This window comes from Psychrobacter sp. BI730 (assembly GCF_013414195.1).
GTDB lineage: Bacteria > Pseudomonadota > Gammaproteobacteria > Pseudomonadales > Moraxellaceae > Psychrobacter.
The window spans coordinates 1-18,923 of the sequence record NZ_JAATTV010000018.1; the positions used below are offsets into that span (position 1 = coordinate 1).

Genomic DNA, 18,923 nt, shown 5'->3' on the forward strand with positions numbered 1-18,923 from the left:
GTAATGCCTGGTGATAACGTTGAGATGGGCGTAGAGCTTATCCACCCAATCGCTATGGACAAAGGTCTTCGCTTCGCAATTCGTGAAGGCGGCCGTACTGTAGGCGCTGGTGTTGTTGCTAACGTATTGAACTAATCATTAAGTCTCAGTAATGAGCTTATGAATTAGTCATAAAAAAGGCCACCCTATCTAGGGTGGCCTTTTTTTTGATAAAAAATAAATAATGTAGTTACTTACTCATATAATTTAAGTACAACCAAATGATGAGACTAATTAAATGAAAGGAACGTCATGTTTGTGATAGAAGCATTACCAACGAATGCAGTAGAACACGAAAACGTCATTCAAACTGTTGCCGATATAGAAACGATGGTGCAGCCGGATGATGCTTGGAACCAGAAAACATTGGCTGAATTGCTTGAACAAGACAGTATTCGTCTGCTGATTGCTTACGATCAAGCCAAAGAAGATAGTACTTCTTACCGTGAGATAGTTGGCTATTGCTTATATCAAACAACTTTTGAGCAAGCAGAGGTGTTACGTATCGGAACTGATCCAAAGTACCAACGCCAAGGTATCGCTTCGCAAGTATTGAATAGGCTGCATGAATTGTTACAGCTCAATCAAGTAGAGAGTCTTTTGTTAGAAGTACGTGCAGATAATAAAGCGGCGATAGCGTTATACGAGCAACAAGCGTTTAGCGTCATTCATAGACGCAAAGACTATTATAAAGTGCCACATAAACCAGCAGTCGATGCATTAATCATGCAGCATACTTATATTTAATAAAGAAAATAAAGCTTAATAAAAAATAAGCGATTATGATAAAAGTAGCTATAACAGCTATGATATAAAAGCAGAATTAACTAAGCTTTATTGCAAATGAATTTTCTTTTTACAGACTTCCACATCAAGCTGATAATCGCTATCTGCTTTCATTCGACCTAAAATATCCAAGCGTTCGCTGAGCAGCTCAACCATTATGCTGATATTGGCTTGTTGTTTTTCGACTTGTTCTAGCTTTTGCTGAGTGAGTAAAAGCTGTGAATCAATATCCAAATGACCATCATAATAATCATTTAAGCTGTTTTTGATTTCGGTAAGGGTGAAGCCAATAGCTTGCGCGCTTTTGATCAGCTCTATGCGTTCGATACACTCTGGATGAAATTCGGTATATAAACGTGAGCCTGCCTGACGCTTGCGAGATTTTAGCAGGCCTAATTGCTCGTAATGGCGAACCGTATCTTTGGTCGTATTGGCCTTTGCTGCTAGCTCTCCAATCAATAGAAACGATGTATCAAGTGCCATAATAACCTCTTATTTTTTTCGCTATGATAATCATAACTCTAGTTGCCACGGCGACTCGCTATCCAGTAGCGATACGGCTAACGGTTTATGAGAGTGCTTTTGCCATGGTACAGACTGGCTGCCAATCAGGTTGTCTAACTGAGCTAGGAAATCAGCACGCGGTAAGGTAGTCGCACCTAAACTCATCAAATGATCGTTCGGTAGCTGACAGTCAACGAGTGCGACATCACTTTGCTCACACAACCGCATCAAGCCCCAAAACGCTAGCTTTGACGCATTAGATGCTCGATGAAACATTGATTCACCAAAATAGATGCCGTTTATTTTTAACCCGTATAATCCGCCCATCAGTTGACCTGCTTCGTCCCAAACTTCAATGCTATGAGCAAAGCCTTGCGCATGCATTTTGGTATAAGCTTCGATCATTTCATCATGAATCCAAGTATGCTCACCTTCAGGCTGATTGTCATTAAGGCCGTCACTGCGCGGTAAGCTACAGGCATGTATGACATCATTAAAAGCTTGATTAAGCGTCACTTGCCAACGTTCGCGATTTGCTTGCTTACGTAGAGACTTACTCGGTTGATAGGCAGATGGGACAATCACGCAACGCGGCTCAGGACACCACCAAGCAATAGGCTCATCTTCATTAAACCAAGGAAATAGCCCCTGAGCGTAGGCTGATATCAGCGTTTCAGGTGCTAGGTCACCACCCATAGCGATGATGCCAATGCCCTCAGGATCGATAGAAATAGGATCAGGAAAGTCATAACGCCCAAGACTTTTTAAAGTCTCAGGCGTAATGTATTTATCGTGCTGTTGAGTAAAGTTGCCCATTTAGGCTTCTTTATCTGCAGTTAGTGTTGAATCGTAAGTGTGATCACGAGCGACGGTTTCGCCCAGTGCATCCAAGTACTTTTCAGCATCCAGCGCAGCCATACAGCCTGTACCAGCAGAAGTGATGGCTTGACGGTAGACGTGATCTGCTACGTCACCTGCGGCAAACACACCTTCAATACTGGTCTGAGTGGCATTACCATTCAGGCCGCTATTAACGATCAGGTAGCCATCTTTCATGTCTAATTGACCTTTGAACAAGTCAGTGTTTGGCTTATGACCAATAGCGACAAACATACCCATTGTATCTAGTTGTTTGGTGCTACCATCAATCATTGATTCGATGACGACGCCATTGACGCCCATGTCATCACCGACCACTTCTTTCACTTGGTGGTTCCATTCGATTTTGACATTACCATTTTTGGCTTTTTCAAATAGCTTGTCTTGCAAGATTTTTTCAGAGCGTAGGCTGTCACGGCGATGCACTAAGGTCACTTCAGACGCAATATTAGATAAGTACAAAGCTTCTTCAACCGCTGTATTACCACCACCAATTACCGCAACTTTTTGGTTTTTATAAAAGAAACCATCACAAGTGGCGCAGGCTGATACACCAAGCCCTCTAAATTTGGTCTCTGATTCTAGTCCCAAGTACTGTGCAGAGGCACCAGTTGAGATAATGAGCGCGTCACAAGTATAGCTACCGTTGTTACCTGTCAATTGAAAAGGACGCTCATTTAGGTTTACTTCGTTGATATGATCGTAGACCAGTTCAGTACCGAAGCGCTCAGCATGTGCTTTCATACGTTCCATCAATGCAGGACCTGTCAAATCATGCGCATCGCCAGGCCAGTTGTCTACTTCAGTAGTGGTGGTTAATTGTCCACCGACTTCCATGCCAGTAACCATAACTGGCTTAAGGTTAGCGCGTGCTGCATAGACTGCGGCAGAGTAGCCAGCAGGGCCTGAGCCTAAAATAATGAGCTTTTCGTGACGTGGAGCAGTAGTGTCAGTTGCCATGAGTTGTTCCTTGCTAAATATACGAATTAAAAATGTAAGTTATAAATATAATAAAAGACGAATATCAAAAATGACTACGAATATGCTTCTTCTAATTGCTGTGTGATAATAACATAAGGGCACAGCGCACAAAGTGCAAGTTTGCTAAAACAAACACAGGTATCATTAGAATCAAAGAATAAATAACTTTGGAACATAAGTGCAAAAACAGAGACTATTTTATAGAATTTAGGCAATACAGTTAGCCATATTTTGCCACTCGTGTTTCGCTAACCAGCTGTTTTCTTACGCAAAGTGTCTACTGATTTACTTTCTTACACGCTTTCTTGAGAAGACTGTCGCCACTGCACCTATGTATTTGTTATTATAAGAAGTTATGCCAAGTGTAGTAGGAGCCAAGCGATAACGGTTGTTTCAAGGCTCTATGATCGGCACATGCCAAACAAACACTTCGCTCGGTACATTTATGTCAACACTTTATGTCAGCATGATTAGGCTTAGTCATGCATTGGCGACCATTTAGTATTAATAACAAGGCAGATCTTACGTGATATCAGCACCGCTTATTGAGTATTTAAAAAAGGGAATGTTTACCCTCCTTGGGTTAATACTGGCCGTTTATCTGTTTGTCATTTTGATGACTTATACAGGCAACGATCCTAGCTGGTCGCACATCAGTAGTGATATGACCACAATTAATAATATGGGCGGCGAGGCAGGCGCATGGTTGTCCGATTTGCTTTATAGCTTTTTTGGGTTTGGTGCTTGGTGGTTTTTGGCATTTGTGGTTTACGAATCTATCCTAATTTGGTGGGAAAACAAGCCAACGTTTTGGCTCATGCGATTGGTCGCTTATGTGTTTTTACTATTAAGTGCTAGCGCATTATTTGCACAATTGGTCTCTTTAGTTCAGCAAGTCACGAACCCTGACGCCATCGGTCTCGAAGGTGTCGCTGGTGGTATCATCGGGCTAGAGTTACAGGCGCGTTTGGCACAGCTGCTATCGCAGTGGGGGAGTGTGGTTTTCTTAGCAGTATTCGTTGTGATTACCGCTACGTTTGCCTTTAACATCCATTGGATGACGATATATCAAAAGGTTCGTGCGCTGTCGTGGCTTGGTTCAGGTGTAAAAAGTCAGGATGCTATCGACGCTACTGAACCGAGCATTGCATCACAAGATGATAGCCAGAAATTAGATGAGTCGGTAGATAAAAAAGTAGAGCATGAGCAGCTGCCACTTGAGTTACAGTCTGCGGAAAATACTAACGGTACTCAAGACGTCAGCAGTAGTGGACGTTTCGGTAGTGTATTGTCAGACTTTTTGGCAACATCAGGATTGGCAGATAGTGTCAAAGCCTCTGTCATCGCAGCAAAAGCAGCGGCGACACCTAATAGCTCAAAAGGTGAGCAGGTAGATACCGATACAGTCTCGCTTAATAACTCTACTGATAATACAGCCAACCATACAGTCCAGCCAATATCATTAAACTCGACTGCACCTGTTGCTCGCAAAGTTGAGCCAAGCTTTGCATGGAATGATGCCAATACGGTCGATGACTTACTTGCAAGTGAGCAAATGGCTTACAGTGCTAGTGGCATGGACAGCTCGGCTATGCCTGTACCTAACTATTCCCAAACGGGTACTAGTACCACAGCATCGTTAGAGAAAGCAGTACCTGCTACTGCAGTAACTACCACGACGGAAGCGGTTGCTCAACCAGATATACATGATAAAGAATCATTAGCTCAGTCATCAGTTGATGAGTCAGTGCACAGTAATTTAGCCAGTCAGCCAGTCATTGAATCTGCTGAGCCTAAAGTCTCTACGACACATGAGACTGCAGAAGTAGATAAATTAGCAGAAGCATGGTTGGCAGAGCATGCTGATATATCAGAACCTACAGAGTCTATCGTAGAAACGTCTGAAGACTCTAAGCCTGTTCAGGAAACTGTCGTAGCTGAGCCAATCGTACCAGAGAAGACGCCAGAACCTATCGTAGAAGAGCCTATTAGCTTTGCACAGGATTCAGCCAATCAGCCGTTTGATACGCCTGTAGATTTGCCACATACCGAAAAGACAGCAGTAGTCTCTGAGCCTGAAGTTGCTCCGGTAACAGTAGAGACTGAGCCTGCATTGCCAGATGTGCCAGATGTGTCAGACATGACACCAACCAATACGCCTCCTGCCAATCCAAAAGCAGCGCCAACGGTGGAAGTGACCAGCCCAGTCTTCAATATACAGCCTGAGCCTAAAACGCCCGCGCAACCATCTGTTAGTTTTGCTGTCCCAGAGGGCGATAGCAGCAACCATATCACTGATATGATGCCAGAGGACGACAGTGATGACGACACCAATGTACCGGTCATGCCGCATATTAGTGATGACGCAGCTTTTAGTCAAAAGTCGCGTTCGATGCAAACGGCAGCTTATCGCAGCAGCCTGACGCCTATTCCAGAAGTCTCTATATTGGATAAGCCGGATCCTGACCGCAAGCCTAGCTACACTGTGGCTGAACTTGAAAAACTGTCTGAGTTGCTAGAAATTAAGCTACAAGAATTTAATGTAAAGGCTTCTGTGGTTAATGCTATCCCTGGCCCTGTTGTCACCCGTTTTGAAGTGGAGCTGGCTGCTGGTGTGAAAGCTAGTAAAGTCACAGGTATCTCGCGTGATTTAGCGCGTTCACTATCGATGGCTTCTTTGCGTGTGGTCGAAGTGATTCCGGGCAAACCGTACATCGGTATCGAAGTGCCTAACAAGAAACGTGAAATGGTACGTTTGATTGAACTGCTAAATACCGAAACGTTTAAAGATCCTAAAGCGCAGATTAGCATGGCAATGGGTAAAGACATCGGTGGTAACCCAATCATTACCGACCTTGCTCGTGCGCCGCATATGCTGGTGGCTGGTACCACGGGCTCTGGTAAATCAGTATTGGTCAACTCGATGCTACTATCGATGCTACTCAAATATACACCCAATGAGCTGCGTCTTATCTTGATTGATCCAAAGCAGCTTGAGCTTGCCAATTACAATGATATTCCGCATTTGTTAACGCCAGTGGTCACCGATATGACGGAAGCGGCCAGTAGCTTGTCATGGTGTGTGGCCGAGATGGAACGTCGCTATCAGCTGATGAGTTTGCTAAAGGTTCGTAAGCTCAATGAGTTTAATAAGAAAGTCATCGCGGCGGAAAAATCAGGCAAGCCAATGCTTGATCCTCTATGGCGTCCGAATGACAGCGTAAGTATTAGTCAAGCACCCAAGCTAAAAACACTACCTATGATTGTTATTGTCGCGGATGAGTTTGCCGATATGATTATGCAGGTCGGTAAACAGGCCGAAGAGCTCATTACACGTTTGGCACAAAAATCGCGTGCTGCGGGTATTCATTTAATGCTAGCGACTCAGCGTCCATCAGTCGATGTTATTACAGGTTTGATTAAGGCCAACATCCCAGTGCGTGCGGCACTACGAGTAAACTCAAAAGTCGATTCACGTACGATTCTAGATAGTGGCGGTGCTGAGGACATGCTGGGTAACGGTGATATGTTGTTCTTGGGGCCAGGGCAAATCGAGCCAGATCGTGTACATGGGGCTTATGTCAGTGACGAAGAAGTTAACCGTGTCTGTGACGCTTGGCGTGAGCGCGGCGCTCCTGATTATATTGACAATATGGCAGGCAACTTTGAATTGTCTAGCCCAGGCGGTGGTAGTACAGCCAATGCCTCTGGTGAAGATGATGATTTATATAATGATGCTGTGGCCTTTATCATGGAAACACGTAAGGTGTCTGCCTCAAGCATTCAGCGTAAATTTAGCATCGGCTATAACCGTGCTGCGCGTATTGTCGACTCTATGGAAGAAGCTGGATTGGTCAGCTCGATGGGCAAAAGTGGCAAGCGTGAACTATTGATGTAGCATTAGTCCTTAAGTTGATAACGAAAAAGCGAGTCATGAAAATGGCTCGTTTTTTTATGGAAGAAACTTAATAATACTTTCATAAATTGTAGGTTTAGAAGTAAGTATTTATTATTAAATACGTTCTAGGGCGCGAAGAGTAGATTCTCATATTAGCTCATTAACTAGCGAAATCCACAACTAGCGAAATTGACCAGATGACTAACGAGTCCGTTTATCAAATATCAGGCACGGTTTTTTATACTAAACTGACAGGAGTTTATGAAAAAATAGTCATTAGTTTTAGAAAGTATGCGTGCTACATAGTCTTAATAAAATTACTCTCCAAGGAAGGTTAGTTATGTTTAAAGAATATACTCAGTATGATGGTCTCGCCTTAGCGGCATTGGTCAATTCAGGTGAGGTCAGCGCAAAGGAATTGCTAGACGCTGCTGTCCATCAAGCCAATCAAATCAACCCTAAGCTAAATGCTATCGTGCATCGTTTTGATGAGCGCGCTTACAATGCTGCGCAGGCAGGTTTGCCTTCAGGTGTATTTACTGGCGTGCCTTATTTACTAAAAGATTTATCATTTAGCTTCGCAGATGAACCCATTACAATGGGCAGCCGCAGCGTCAATATCCTCTCAGAAAAAGACAGCGAAATCGTCAAACGCATGAAAGCGACAGGTGTTAATACCTTTGGCAAGACTAACACCCCTGAGTTTGGCTTGATTATCACCACTGAGCCAAAAGCCCATGGCGCTACGCATAATCCTTTTAAAAAAGGCTATAGCTCTGGTGGCTCGTCGGGTGGTAGTGCCGCGGCAGTGGCGAGCGGTATTGTCCCGATGGCAGGCGGTGGTGACGGTGGCGGCTCGATACGTTTTCCATCTGCTTGGTGCGGTACGTTTGGGTTAAAGCCAAGCCGCGGACGTAATCCAATGGGCCCTAATCTTGGTGAAGGTTGGGAGGGGGCCGTGGCTGACCATGTGATTACGCGCTCAGTGCGCGATAGTGCAGCGATGCTAGATGCCACTAGCGGAGCAGAGATTGGCGCCCCTTATGTCATTGCGCCACCAGACGGCACGTTTTTGCAGGCGGCGATGCGCGCGCCAAGGCCATTGAAAATCGCTTTGCAGCAGCAGCCACTGATTGCCAATACCGTAGTGGACAAAGAAGTACTTGCTGTACTGAAGCAAACCGCTAAGCAGCTAGAATCGATGGGGCATCAAGTGATACCCGCTGAGCCAAATATCAATATTGAGCAGTTTTGGCATGACTTTATCGTCGTGGTCTGCGCGCATACGGCATTTACAATTGATAACATCGAGCGTGAGTTTGGTGCTGATCATATTAAAAACCTAGAGCCACAAACCTATAATATGGCACTGCTTGGGCGCTCATTGTCAGCGATTGATTTGGCACATGCCAAACATGGCTGGCATCATAGCCAGTATCAGACGGGTTTATTACTAGAAGACTATGACATGATACTGTGCCCGACTGTGCCCACGCCTGCGGTAAAGCATGGTGTACTGCCGCCTAGTCGTATGGATGAGATGATGATGCGTAGCGCCGAGGTGCTTAACAAGGGCTTTAATATGGGTAGATATGCCTTTAGCTCAGGTATGATTGAAAAGCTCAGTGCACCTGTATTAGGTAAGATGGGCTTTACACTATTGGGTAATGTTACGGGGTTACCCGCGATGTCAGTATCCGTCGGTATGAGCAAAAAAGGCCTACCGATTGGCATGCAATTAATCGGACGCATGAATGATGAAGCAACATTATTCAGTGTGGCGGGCGAGATGGAGCGCGCAGGTTTATTTACCAAACACGCTTTTGAAAAGTAGGATTGAATTCTATGGTTTGGATTGTTAGCGCTCAATCAAAGCGATAAATGTCCATACCCAAACTATGATGAGCCATACTTTGATGAACGACAGAGACGCGTTGACCAGTACCTAACGCAAAAAACAGCGGTAGCAAGTGCTCATCACTTGGATGAATGTCCTTGTAATCTGGGTACTGCTGCCAGTCGAGCGCCGTGGGAATGTCTATTTTGAGCTGCTGCAACAACCACTGCTTAAACGTTTTGGCTGCTTGATCGATGCTGTCAGCTTCCCAGCGCAATGCTTGCAAATTATGCGTAATGTTACCTGAACCGATGACGAGGATTTGCTCATCACGTAAATGTGCTAACTGCGCGCCTAACTGATAGCAGGCAATACTGTCATAATGCTGCGGCAGTGATATCTGTACAATAGGCACATCAGCTTCTGGGTACAGGTGTCTGAGCGGCGCCCATACACCATGATCACAGGCACGCACTGGATTAACACTACAAGTAATACCACGTGCGGTCAGCTGCTGAGCAAGTGCCTCAGCCAGTGCAGGCTGGCCTGTAGCAGGATACTGAATGTCGTAAAGTTCGGGCGAAAATCCTGAAAAATCATGCCACGTCTTTGGCTGTGGATTACTGCTAATCTCTAGCTTTGCTGACTGCCAATGCGCTGACATAATAACGATGGCACGTGGCTTAGGTAAGTTTTGACCGATACGAGCCAGTGCACTGGTCGTCGCAGACTGCTCAATTGCAAGCGTAGGCGCGCCATGCGATATAAAGAGCGCTGGTAGCTTAGATGTGTTTGTCGCTACATCAGACGTATTTTCCCATGCGGCAGCCGCTGTGATAGGCGTCTGCACATTATGATGGTCATCACGTTGATGAGAGTGCTTAGAGGCGTTGGGTGTCGCACGTTTTGGATATTTCATGTTGCATTTATTAGGGCGTGCGCCAATTTTTCAATCTATTTTAGGGTTGATGTTTCAAATCAAAAAATAGATTAGTATTTTATTTAATTACCACGGTGATAAGGGTGGTTATTGTTGATACTCATCGCGCGATACAATTGCTCCATAAGTACGACGCGAACTAGCGGATGCGGCAATGTCAGTGCTGATAGTGATAATTTTGCATCGGCCTTTGCCAATACTTCTGGCGAGACGCCGTCTGCACCGCCGATGACCAAGGCAATATCATCGCCTTGTAGCATGCCATCAGCGAGCTTATCAGCCAGTCCTTCGGTCGAAATCATCTTGCCTTTGACATCTAGCACCCATAATTGCTCGCGGCTTGATGCATTATGAGCGGCTAATATGGCTTGACCTTCTTGCTCACGGTACTGTGCCAAATTAGCATCTGAAGGATTTTTTGCCCGCTTGGCTGCCGTAATTTCGACAATTTCTGTGCTTAGCATCGGTTGAATGCGTTTGTAATATTCGTCAAAACCCGTCTGTACCCAACTAGGCATTTTATTGCCAACGGTCAAAATCCTTACTTTCATAATGCTTACCATCTCGATAATTGAATTCAAGCTTACTAGGGAGTGTTCTTGATAGTTGTATCGTTCGTTGTTTATTGTCTGCAATTTACATCAGAGGGTTAATCGTCTCTGATACGTTGCTACTTGCGCTTTGATCGTCCGCTTGGCTTGGCTTTGGAATGACAGTCAATTTTGCATCAGACTCAAAAACAATGGCTTCGACATCATCAAAACTATTAATCCCTTCAGAACGCATGGCACATTCGATTTCTTGACGCGTCAAGCGCTCATCACGCATGGCGTCTGGCAAAAACTGCCCTTGATAAAAAACGATACGCGGCTCTGATAAAATAAAGTTACTAAATTGCGGTGAAATAGCCGCATATTTGGTCACCGCAAATTGCAATAGGTATAATACTAAAATAGACGAAACCCCTTCAACAAAGGGGATGTCTTTGAGCAAAATCGTACTGGCACCCAACGAGCCGATCATGACCGTCACGATCCAATCGAAGTTGTTTAGCTGCGATGTTGAGCGTTTGCCAGAGATTTTGGTGACTGTCACGATCAACACGTAAACCATAACAGTCGTCAAAACAATACGACCAAGCTTATCTATGTTGTCAAAAAAGATCATGTCCATAATGTTCGCTCCTATTATAAAGGTAAAACAAGTCATCGCTAAAATACTACTTACTAGGGCGCGTCTTACTTTGTCTCATTTTTAGTACTATTTTTAAAATAATGACACGCCTTAAACTTAGCCTAACGGATTTTACGCATTAGCAGGGGAAAACTTTGTAGCACCTTGTAGATGATGGTTTGTACTTACGTTGATTTGCGTATAGGGTCTAATAATCGATTGATAGACCATAGACTGATTCGCGCACTGACTAGAGTGAGAACCAGCATCAGCATTAATGATGAAAGCAGGGGCAGTGGACGCTGCATCGCCATCTCAAACAGTACCTCACGGCTTATCGTATCAAACAGCCAAAACCAGATGGCTGAAAAATAAATGACCGTCAGCATCCAAACAATCATAACCCCACCTAACATCAACTTATTAATCTCATCTCGCGCTAATGCTCGCTTCTGATGTTTGATAAATTTACTGGCAGCGATATAAGCACCCACGATAATAGAAACCACCATGACCAATTGTGGATTGAGCGCAAGTTTGGTCTGTATCATCATAAATATGGTACTGGCGAGCGTGTATCCAATCGCAAAAAAACCGACATATCGAGCCAGTTTGGGCTGCACTTGTACAAGCGTCTGAGGTTTGTTAAGACTGGTTGTCTGGCGTGACATAAGCTAACCTTTGTGAAGGTAAAAAATAGAGTATTGATAATACAACGTCTTAAAGCGTTAAAATTAGCGCTGTGCCGTCCAGTCGAGCATAGCATCTAATACAGGCCTTGCTGCATAAGGATTTAATGCTTGATCAGTATTAATTATACCGACGACAACGTAATCCTGTCCTGACAGCCCTTTGACGTAACCTGCCATTGAAGTGACGTTATTTAACGTGCCAGTCTTTATCCATGCGCGGCCAGTGGCTGTCGATTCAGGTAAGCGATCGCTATGGGCGGCAATAGTGCCACTAACCCCAGCGACCCCTAACGAGTCGACATAGGCTTCAAAATTTGGTCGACTGTAAGCATAAGTCAGTAGCTCGCTTAGGTTGGCGGCAGTGATTGTACATTCACGGCAAAGTCCTGAGCCATTGGTCAAATGTGGCGGCGGCGTACTGAGGTTGGTTTGCCACCATTGATTGATGGTTTGTAAGGCTGCTGGATAGTCTGTCGTAGCAGGTTTGCCAAATTGATATAAGCTATCAGCCTTTTTACCATTAGATTTATCGGCTACTACTTTACTATCCATCTCATTATTAGTGCTGGCTTCATGACTGCTTGGACTAGTCGCAGTTGTGTTAGACGGTATTGATTGAGTCAGCCTTTCTTTATCATAAGCGCCTATAGATAGCGCGACTTGCTCAGCCATGACATTGTTTGAGAAGTGGTTAATGTCATGGATCTGCTCGGTTAAATTCAACGACGGATAGCTGACCATAGGTAGAGGAGACATCGCGATAGCCGTAAGCCCGTGCGCTCGTTTTGTCGCCTTGCTCATATCGTAAGGGGTTTCTTGCGAAATTACTTGTCCACTCAAAGTATTCCCCAACGCTTGCCATTTGGCAGCGATGACGTGTGCGGCAAATTCTTTGGCATTGGGATATGCTACATAAAAGATATGCTCGCCGCAGCTCTCTGGGAGACTGGCGTTTAACACAAGCTGCGTGTTTTGCCACTGCGGCGCTAGGCTATAGCTTGCTTGCCCACAACTGGCTGCACGGGTATTGATTGTAGCAGGCAGCTGATAGTTGGCTAACCGCGGCTTGTAGGTCACACTTGCTTGACCATTATTTTGAGGGTAAGTTTTGATACCAATGGTGCTAAAGTTAACCAGAAACCCATCAGGGCTAGCGTTATAGGGGCGTAGCGGTGAGTTATCAAAGGCGGCAGGATCTTTACTAACATTATTAAAAACAGCGCTGTCGATGATGATGTCACCATCGATGTGACGAATACCGGATGCTTGTACTTTATACAGTAACTGCTTTAAGCGCTCGTGGGTCATTTTCGGGTCGCCACTACCTTGAATAATCAAGTCACCATGTAGACGGTTGCCGATGACAATACCTGTGTGATAAACCCGTGTATGCCACACAAAATCGGCCCCTAAAGTGTCCAAAGCGATAAAGCTAGGCACGAGTTTCATGGTGCTGGCAGGCGTACGAGGGATGTCAGACTGGTGATCTAGCAAAGGCGAAAATGAAATCTTTATAGAGGCTTTACTATTGCTCTCAGTATCTTGAGCTTTGGCATTCTGATCAAGCGTATGCCGAGATTCATCAGGGATAACCGTTGGAATGCTCTCTACGCTCTGATAAGTATAAGGGTCATCGGTATAAGCATGTATTTTTTGCTCGTGTTTCTCAATAGTGCGCTGCTCTATGGTCATTAATGCGCTCTGATGGCTCGGGTCGCTGCTAATTGTAGCCGTAGAGACGTTCGTAACTGGGTGTTCAGATATTATAGTAGCTGCAGATTGGCTGTCAGGTTCATCACTATCAATGATTTGAATAGGGGTAGGCAGACGGCTGGCAGTTTTGTCACCCACAGGTGTAATCACGATACTGATATCCGCTTCTGTCAAGTCGGCACGCGTCAAGGCTTTTTGAATAGCTGCTGGCAACACGGCTTGTGCATGTATCGGTGTGACTATAACTGCTGCCAATAACGCTAACCTAGGTAGACGTTTATTAGGTTGGTTAAGCGGTCGTAAATAACGACAAAGCGTGGTGATTTTGGTTGCAGCAGTAGAGTAATGACGGCGTTTAGAAGGGTATCGCATGAGCATCTTTCATCAGGTGGCAAAAACAGCCTATGGTAACATGAGTTGCTGTTTTCGCACACGATGTCAGCAGTACAATTTTAGCAATAACAACGCCCTTATTTAGATAACTAACTCTAACTATCGATTGAACTGAGAGCATGACTTGCTGCTAACGCACATGCAAAAAAGCCATCGCCGTCATGACAGCATCGTTATAAGCATCATGCGCGCCCAGTTCAGGAATATTGTAATGGGCTAATATGCGATTTAGATGTTGGGCTTGTCCAGAAAGCCCTTGTGTGTGACCACTGATACGCCGACTGTACAGATGACGCAAATCTATGACTTCGTTTGGTAGCGAGGTTCCCATATAGCGTTTGACCAATGGATTTAAAAAAGCCATGTCTAGCTGTGTGCAGAATCCAACGATTGGTCGATTACCTATGAATGGTAGTAGTAGTGCCAACATGTCATCGTAACTCATGCCATGTTCAACATCGGCGGTACGCAAGCCATGAATGACAATAGTGTCGCGGTCTGGCATCACAGGAGGTCTGCAAACCAAATGCATGCCATTACCTGTGTCGATGGTATTGCCATTAATATGTATCACTGCCACAGACAGCAGGTGATGCTTCTTGGGGTTCAGCCCTGTCATCTCGCAATCAATCGCCACCCACTGCTCAGCCGAAGATGTCGTAAACATTGAGGCCAGCTCTGGACGCTGTAATTGCGTCTTTTGCCAAGCGCAAGATAACTGCTGTAACCAGCTCATATTAGTCGTTCATCCATCTATGTTGTTTTCTTACTTGAGACCTTTTTGTATTTATTAAGTCTCTGTACTAAGACTGCCACATTTATGCGATTTCTAGTTGATAGTGTTGACGCAATTGATTCTTAAAACTTTTGACCACGGCCAGACACTCTTTGAGTAGGTCACGTTCAAGTGCAGTCAAAGTCGTTGGATCTACTTGCCGTGCATGCTTATCGTCGGTTGAGAGCGCCACAGATAAGCGCTGCGCCATAAAAAACTCTAGCGCTTCTAGTAGAGTATCAGCGCGTTCTTGGGTCATAGCATCAACCTGTACCAAGCCCTTTAAACGCGCCTTGGTACTAGGCACATTGAGCACATTGTTTTCTAATGCTAAGGTACGTATGCCATGAACCAATGGAAAGATACCGGCTTTTTTTAGGTCAATGTCGGACGATGCTGATTTGCCGCCTAGTAAAGGGACAAACTTTTGCCACCATTGATTAACATCGCCAAACTGTAGCGCTGCCCGCGCAAACTGCCTGACAAACATAGGATCTGCTTGTTGATGAGCAAGTTCTAAGTGCTGACGTACTTGTGTGAGCAGTGACTCATCGCCGCAGACGTATTCACCATCTAGTATCGCAGACAAGTAAATACCATGCATCGGGTCAGAGTTCCTAAACCATAGGCCAATTTGCGCAGTGAATTGCTTGAGCGGTTGTCGCCACATAGGATTGGTCATCATGATATTACCATCACACAGTGGGTAGCCAAGCGTTGCTAAATGGCTATTAAAAGTATCAGCGAACTGTGCTAGGTCAGGATGCGTATAGCCATCACGAATGATGAGCGCATTGTCTTGATCGGTACGCATGATTTGCTCACCGCGCCCTTCTGAACCCATAACGATTAGGCAAGTATTGGCCATCACTTCATCAGGTACGATTAGCTGCCATAGTTTGGTAAATACCTGCGCATTTAGCGTCTGTACCATACGACTGATATTGCCGATTTTGACACCATTGTGATGCTGTGCTCGAATATAGCGACCGATCAGCTCAACAGCGGTATCTAGGCTCGATAAGTCCTGCGCCTGTTCGATTTGAATACTAATGAGCTGTGAATGATGGCCTATGTGAGCGAGCATATCGCTTTGCCCAAGCACACCGACGACATCGCCACTCTTATCAATGACTGGCAGTCTATGAATCCGGTAGCGAGTCATGGTCAGCAGCGCATCGCCAATCTCATCACTGGCTTTGATCGTACGTAGATTAAAATTTGCATAGCGCTGGCAAGGAGTAATAGCTGGATCTTGTCTGTCACTCACCGCGCGGCAGATATCAGTATCGGTCAAAATCCCTAAAAGTAATCTTGTCTCATGTTGCGCTGTTTGTGAGCCACTTAAGCTATGTAACGGTCGGACCAGCACATGTTTTAATCCAGCTTTGGTCATGATGCGAGCCGCTTCGTACAAGCTGTCATTGGCATCGACGATATGCACTGGTAATAGATGAACATCTATCACTGGTTGCAGCATGATTTGCTGTACTTCTTGTTGGTTGGTATAGCTGGCAGGATCTAGCGTTTTGTTATGACGTCGTTGGCGCAATGCTTTTAATCGTTCAGGCAACTTGTCTGATAGCATTTGGCGTACCAGATGATTTTGCGCGCTGATTTTATCGATAGCAGTGCCAGCGACTTGGAGCAGTAACGTCTCTTCACTGGCTCGGAATTGATAAGGCTGTATAGGCGTACTTTCAGGCTCTAGCTGATTATCCTTGGTAAGTGACTCAGGTAGGCGGCGACTATCAAACCAATCATTATTATTCAGACCGTCAGCGTGATTGCTACCTAAATAGGACGCGACAAACTCACCATCTAATGATTGCTCGATTTGCCCTTTGATGACCACATACAGACATTGCAGTTCTTCTGCAGGCAAGCTCTCGTTTTTGGCAAGATAGCGTATCTGGGTGTTTTTTCTAATGCTTTGACGTTCGGCTAAGCTCAATACATCAAAGGGCGGTTGACTAAAATCAAGATGGGGCATGGCATCATCCTTGATGGCATATTTTCGGCAGATACTTTACTATAGCATTAATAAAACAAAAAGCCTCCAATAACCACAATATAAATAGGGTTATTGGAGGCTTTTTGCTACTGCGACATTTATCTCAGCTACATTAAACTTTTTTAATTAGCTTTAAGCACCTAATAATTTGCGGATACGACTGATTGCTTCTCGGCTCTCATCGACACTGGCGACCAGAGCGATACGCACATAACCTTGTCCAGGATTATGACCATCAACTTCACGTGACAAATAGCGTCCTGCCAATGCATGAATATTGGCTTGCTCATACAGCGCTTTGACAAAGATTTCATCGTCACCATCGAACTGCTCAGGCACTTTGACCCAAAAGTAAAACCCAGCATCAGGCATACGTAACTCTAGCAATTCCCCAAGCTCAGACATCCATAGGGCAAACTTCTCTTGGTATAGCGCGCGATTATGAGCGACGTGTTTTTCGTCTTGCCACGCAGTGATAGAGGCGAGCTGATGAGGTATTGGCATCGCACAACCTTGGTACGTACGATATTGCAAATAAGCCTGCAAAATTTTGGCATCACCAGCCACAAATCCAGAGCGTAAACCCGGTAAGTTTGAACGTTTGGATAGAGAGTGGAACACGATACAGTTTTTGAAATCACGGCGACCAAGAGCCGCACAAGCTTGGAGCAATCCAATCGGTGCTGTACCAAAATACAGCTCGCTATAACACTCGTCACTGGCGATGATGAAACCGTACTGATCTGACAGACGAATAAGGTATTCCCAATCATCCATTGTCATGACCGCGCCTGTTGGATTGTTTGGGCTACAGACAAACAAGAGCTGTGTGCGCATCCAAACGTCTTTTGGTACCGCGCGATAGTCACCTTTGTAGTCATTATCTGATGTACAAGGGACAAAGTAAGGTGTTGCCTGTGCCAATATCGTAGCGCCTTCGTATATCTGATAAAACGGGTTGGGCATGACAACCGTAGGCGATGCATTAGACGCTAAAGAATTGCTCTCTTTGTCAGCTACATCATGATCAACGACCGCTTGTACAAAGCTAAAAATCGCTTCTCGTGTGCCCATTACTGGTAATACTTGAGTATTGGCATCGACGTGATTAAGAAAAAACCGCTTCTCTAACCAGTGGGCGATGGTTTGGCGTAGCTCAAACATACCGTTTGTAGTTGGATAACGACTTATTTTGTCCAAGTTTTCGCGTAGGACGTCCAGCACAAATGCAGGGGGCTCATGTTTCGGCTCACCAATACCGAGCTTTATTTCACTGTAACCGTTGGCAGGCTTGCTATCGGCAAGCAAGGTTGCCATCTTTGCGAATGGATAAGGATGGAGATGCTTTAAGTTGTGATTCATAAGTGTGATAACTATAATAGACAATTAATAATAAAGTTATAAAGAAAATTTACATTAGAGCAGTGTAGCACTTCTCTAATTTTTTGTCCTTTTCTTCTTATATCGTGAATAGGCATTTACCAAACGTAAGCTATTCATTGTATGACTACCAAATAGGTAGTCGCTCAAAAGTCTTTTGAACCTTTCATAATTTATAATCTATAACAATATAAAAAATGACTACATCACAAAAGTGGTAGATCGTTTTAAGGATAGTTTGATATGTCTAGTGTGCTAAATAATGATGATCTCATCGCTAAAGATATCAATAATGAAAAACTTGATAACAGTGTGCAGCGTTCTAACCTGTATAAGCTGCTAAAAGAGCGTGAACAGAGCTGGTGGCAAGCGCGCCAACAACTGATCGAACGTCAAGAAAAGAAAATGTTTTGGTATGGTGAAAACAGCCTCATTATGTGGCTGTTATGGCAATTGGTCGGCTACGTGGTAGTGGCAATGGCCTTGATGCTGCTCAATAATATATTTGGTATTTCATTACCGCTATGGCAATACATCTCTTTGTTTGTGATACAGACCATATTTTTTGTCAGCGCACTTGCTGCTAAAGGCCAGTTGGAAAACAAACTCCAGCGCAAAATAGACAACGATGAGCTGATGCGCGAAGAGGCGCTCAACGAGATGATTATTTTGGCAGAGGATAGCCTGTACCCTGATGTACATGCCAAGTCGCCTATCTCTTTAGAAGCATTAGACGATTATCTAGACGGACAGTTTCACCTAGCAAGCTTGCAATGTCTGCTACAAAAAGAAGTCGATGCTGGACGATTAATCATGGAGCAGCAGCCACCTGAAGTAGGTGTTTTGCCGCCAGATCTTGCTGACGATGAATTGAACGAACATGCTAGCGAGATAACTTATAGAAGTACGTTATAAAACG

At 44.7% G+C, this 18,923-nt stretch carries 15 protein-coding genes and 1 pseudogene; 5 read left to right on the forward strand and 11 right to left on the reverse strand.

Annotation, left to right across the window (positions count from 1 at the left end; translation table 11 throughout):
• A pseudogene (gene tuf / locus HCZ91_RS12360) lies at positions 1-135 on the forward strand (elongation factor Tu); the annotation flags it as partial.
• Positions 136-291: 156 nt separating this feature from the next.
• Complete coding sequence (gene rimI, locus HCZ91_RS12365; RefSeq protein WP_179799609.1) at positions 292-786, forward strand: ribosomal protein S18-alanine N-acetyltransferase; 495 nt, start codon at positions 292-294, stop codon at positions 784-786.
• An 87-nt stretch (positions 787-873) separates the two neighbouring features.
• Here rimI and HCZ91_RS12370 read toward each other — a convergent pair whose 3' ends face one another.
• From HCZ91_RS12370 to trxB, 3 genes are read right to left on the reverse strand one after another with little or no spacing between them, the layout of a single operon-like run.
• Positions 874-1,308 (reverse strand): MerR family transcriptional regulator, encoded by a 435-nt coding sequence (locus tag HCZ91_RS12370; RefSeq protein WP_179799610.1) that lies wholly within the window; start codon positions 1,306-1,308, stop codon positions 874-876.
• Between the two features lie 30 nt (positions 1,309-1,338).
• Positions 1,339-2,145 carry a leucyl/phenylalanyl-tRNA--protein transferase gene (aat, locus tag HCZ91_RS12375; RefSeq protein WP_179799611.1) on the reverse strand — a complete coding sequence of 269 codons (807 nt, stop codon included), beginning with the start codon at positions 2,143-2,145 and terminating at the stop codon, positions 1,339-1,341.
• On the reverse strand, positions 2,146-3,168 hold the full coding sequence (gene trxB / locus HCZ91_RS12380) for a thioredoxin-disulfide reductase (RefSeq protein WP_057758497.1): 1,023 nt from the start codon (positions 3,166-3,168) through the stop codon (positions 2,146-2,148). It abuts the gene before it with no gap.
• Positions 3,169-3,754: 586 nt separating this feature from the next.
• On the opposite strand from trxB, the gene HCZ91_RS12385 reads away from it, so the two are divergent.
• Together HCZ91_RS12385 and HCZ91_RS12390 are read left to right on the forward strand one after the other, a co-directional pair.
• The gene (locus tag HCZ91_RS12385) at positions 3,755-7,087 is read left to right on the forward strand and encodes a DNA translocase FtsK (RefSeq protein WP_218870188.1); all 3,333 of its coding nucleotides are present in this window, start codon (positions 3,755-3,757) and stop codon (positions 7,085-7,087) included.
• Between the two features lie 340 nt (positions 7,088-7,427).
• Positions 7,428-8,921, forward strand: coding sequence for an amidase (locus HCZ91_RS12390; protein ID WP_179799613.1), 1,494 nt, complete (start codon positions 7,428-7,430; stop codon positions 8,919-8,921).
• 31 nt (positions 8,922-8,952) lie between these two features.
• Here HCZ91_RS12390 and HCZ91_RS12395 read toward each other — a convergent pair whose 3' ends face one another.
• From HCZ91_RS12395 to dapC, 8 genes are all read right to left on the reverse strand, one after another.
• Positions 8,953-9,843 carry a class III extradiol ring-cleavage dioxygenase gene (locus HCZ91_RS12395; RefSeq protein ID WP_179799614.1) on the reverse strand — a complete coding sequence of 297 codons (891 nt, stop codon included), beginning with the start codon at positions 9,841-9,843 and terminating at the stop codon, positions 8,953-8,955.
• Between the two features lie 83 nt (positions 9,844-9,926).
• The gene (gene rlmH, locus HCZ91_RS12400) at positions 9,927-10,415 is read right to left on the reverse strand and encodes a 23S rRNA (pseudouridine(1915)-N(3))-methyltransferase RlmH (protein ID WP_179799615.1); all 489 of its coding nucleotides are present in this window, start codon (positions 10,413-10,415) and stop codon (positions 9,927-9,929) included.
• Positions 10,416-10,500: 85 nt separating this feature from the next.
• Positions 10,501-11,037 (reverse strand): YetF domain-containing protein, encoded by a 537-nt coding sequence (locus tag HCZ91_RS12405; protein WP_179799616.1) that lies wholly within the window; start codon positions 11,035-11,037, stop codon positions 10,501-10,503.
• 185 nt (positions 11,038-11,222) lie between these two features.
• Positions 11,223-11,708: an ABZJ_00895 family protein gene (locus HCZ91_RS12410; RefSeq protein WP_179799617.1), complete on the reverse strand. Its 486-nt coding sequence runs from the start codon at positions 11,706-11,708 to the stop codon at positions 11,223-11,225.
• Positions 11,709-11,771: 63 nt separating this feature from the next.
• Positions 11,772-13,814 carry a D-alanyl-D-alanine carboxypeptidase gene (locus HCZ91_RS12415; protein ID WP_179799618.1) on the reverse strand — a complete coding sequence of 681 codons (2,043 nt, stop codon included), beginning with the start codon at positions 13,812-13,814 and terminating at the stop codon, positions 11,772-11,774.
• 151 nt (positions 13,815-13,965) lie between these two features.
• Positions 13,966-14,571, reverse strand: coding sequence for a 3'-5' exonuclease (locus HCZ91_RS12420; protein ID WP_179799619.1), 606 nt, complete (start codon positions 14,569-14,571; stop codon positions 13,966-13,968).
• Positions 14,572-14,653: 82 nt separating this feature from the next.
• Positions 14,654-16,603 (reverse strand): DUF294 nucleotidyltransferase-like domain-containing protein, encoded by a 1,950-nt coding sequence (locus HCZ91_RS12425; RefSeq protein ID WP_179799620.1) that lies wholly within the window; start codon positions 16,601-16,603, stop codon positions 14,654-14,656.
• 153 nt (positions 16,604-16,756) lie between these two features.
• Entirely contained in the window at positions 16,757-17,986 is a 1,230-nt protein-coding gene (dapC, locus tag HCZ91_RS12430) for a succinyldiaminopimelate transaminase (protein WP_179799621.1), read from the reverse strand.
• A 261-nt stretch (positions 17,987-18,247) separates the two neighbouring features.
• Between dapC and HCZ91_RS12435 the strand changes: the two genes are divergently transcribed.
• Positions 18,248-18,919: a hypothetical protein gene (locus HCZ91_RS12435; protein ID WP_179799622.1), complete on the forward strand. Its 672-nt coding sequence runs from the start codon at positions 18,248-18,250 to the stop codon at positions 18,917-18,919.
• The last annotated feature ends 4 nt before the right edge of the window (positions 18,920-18,923 follow it).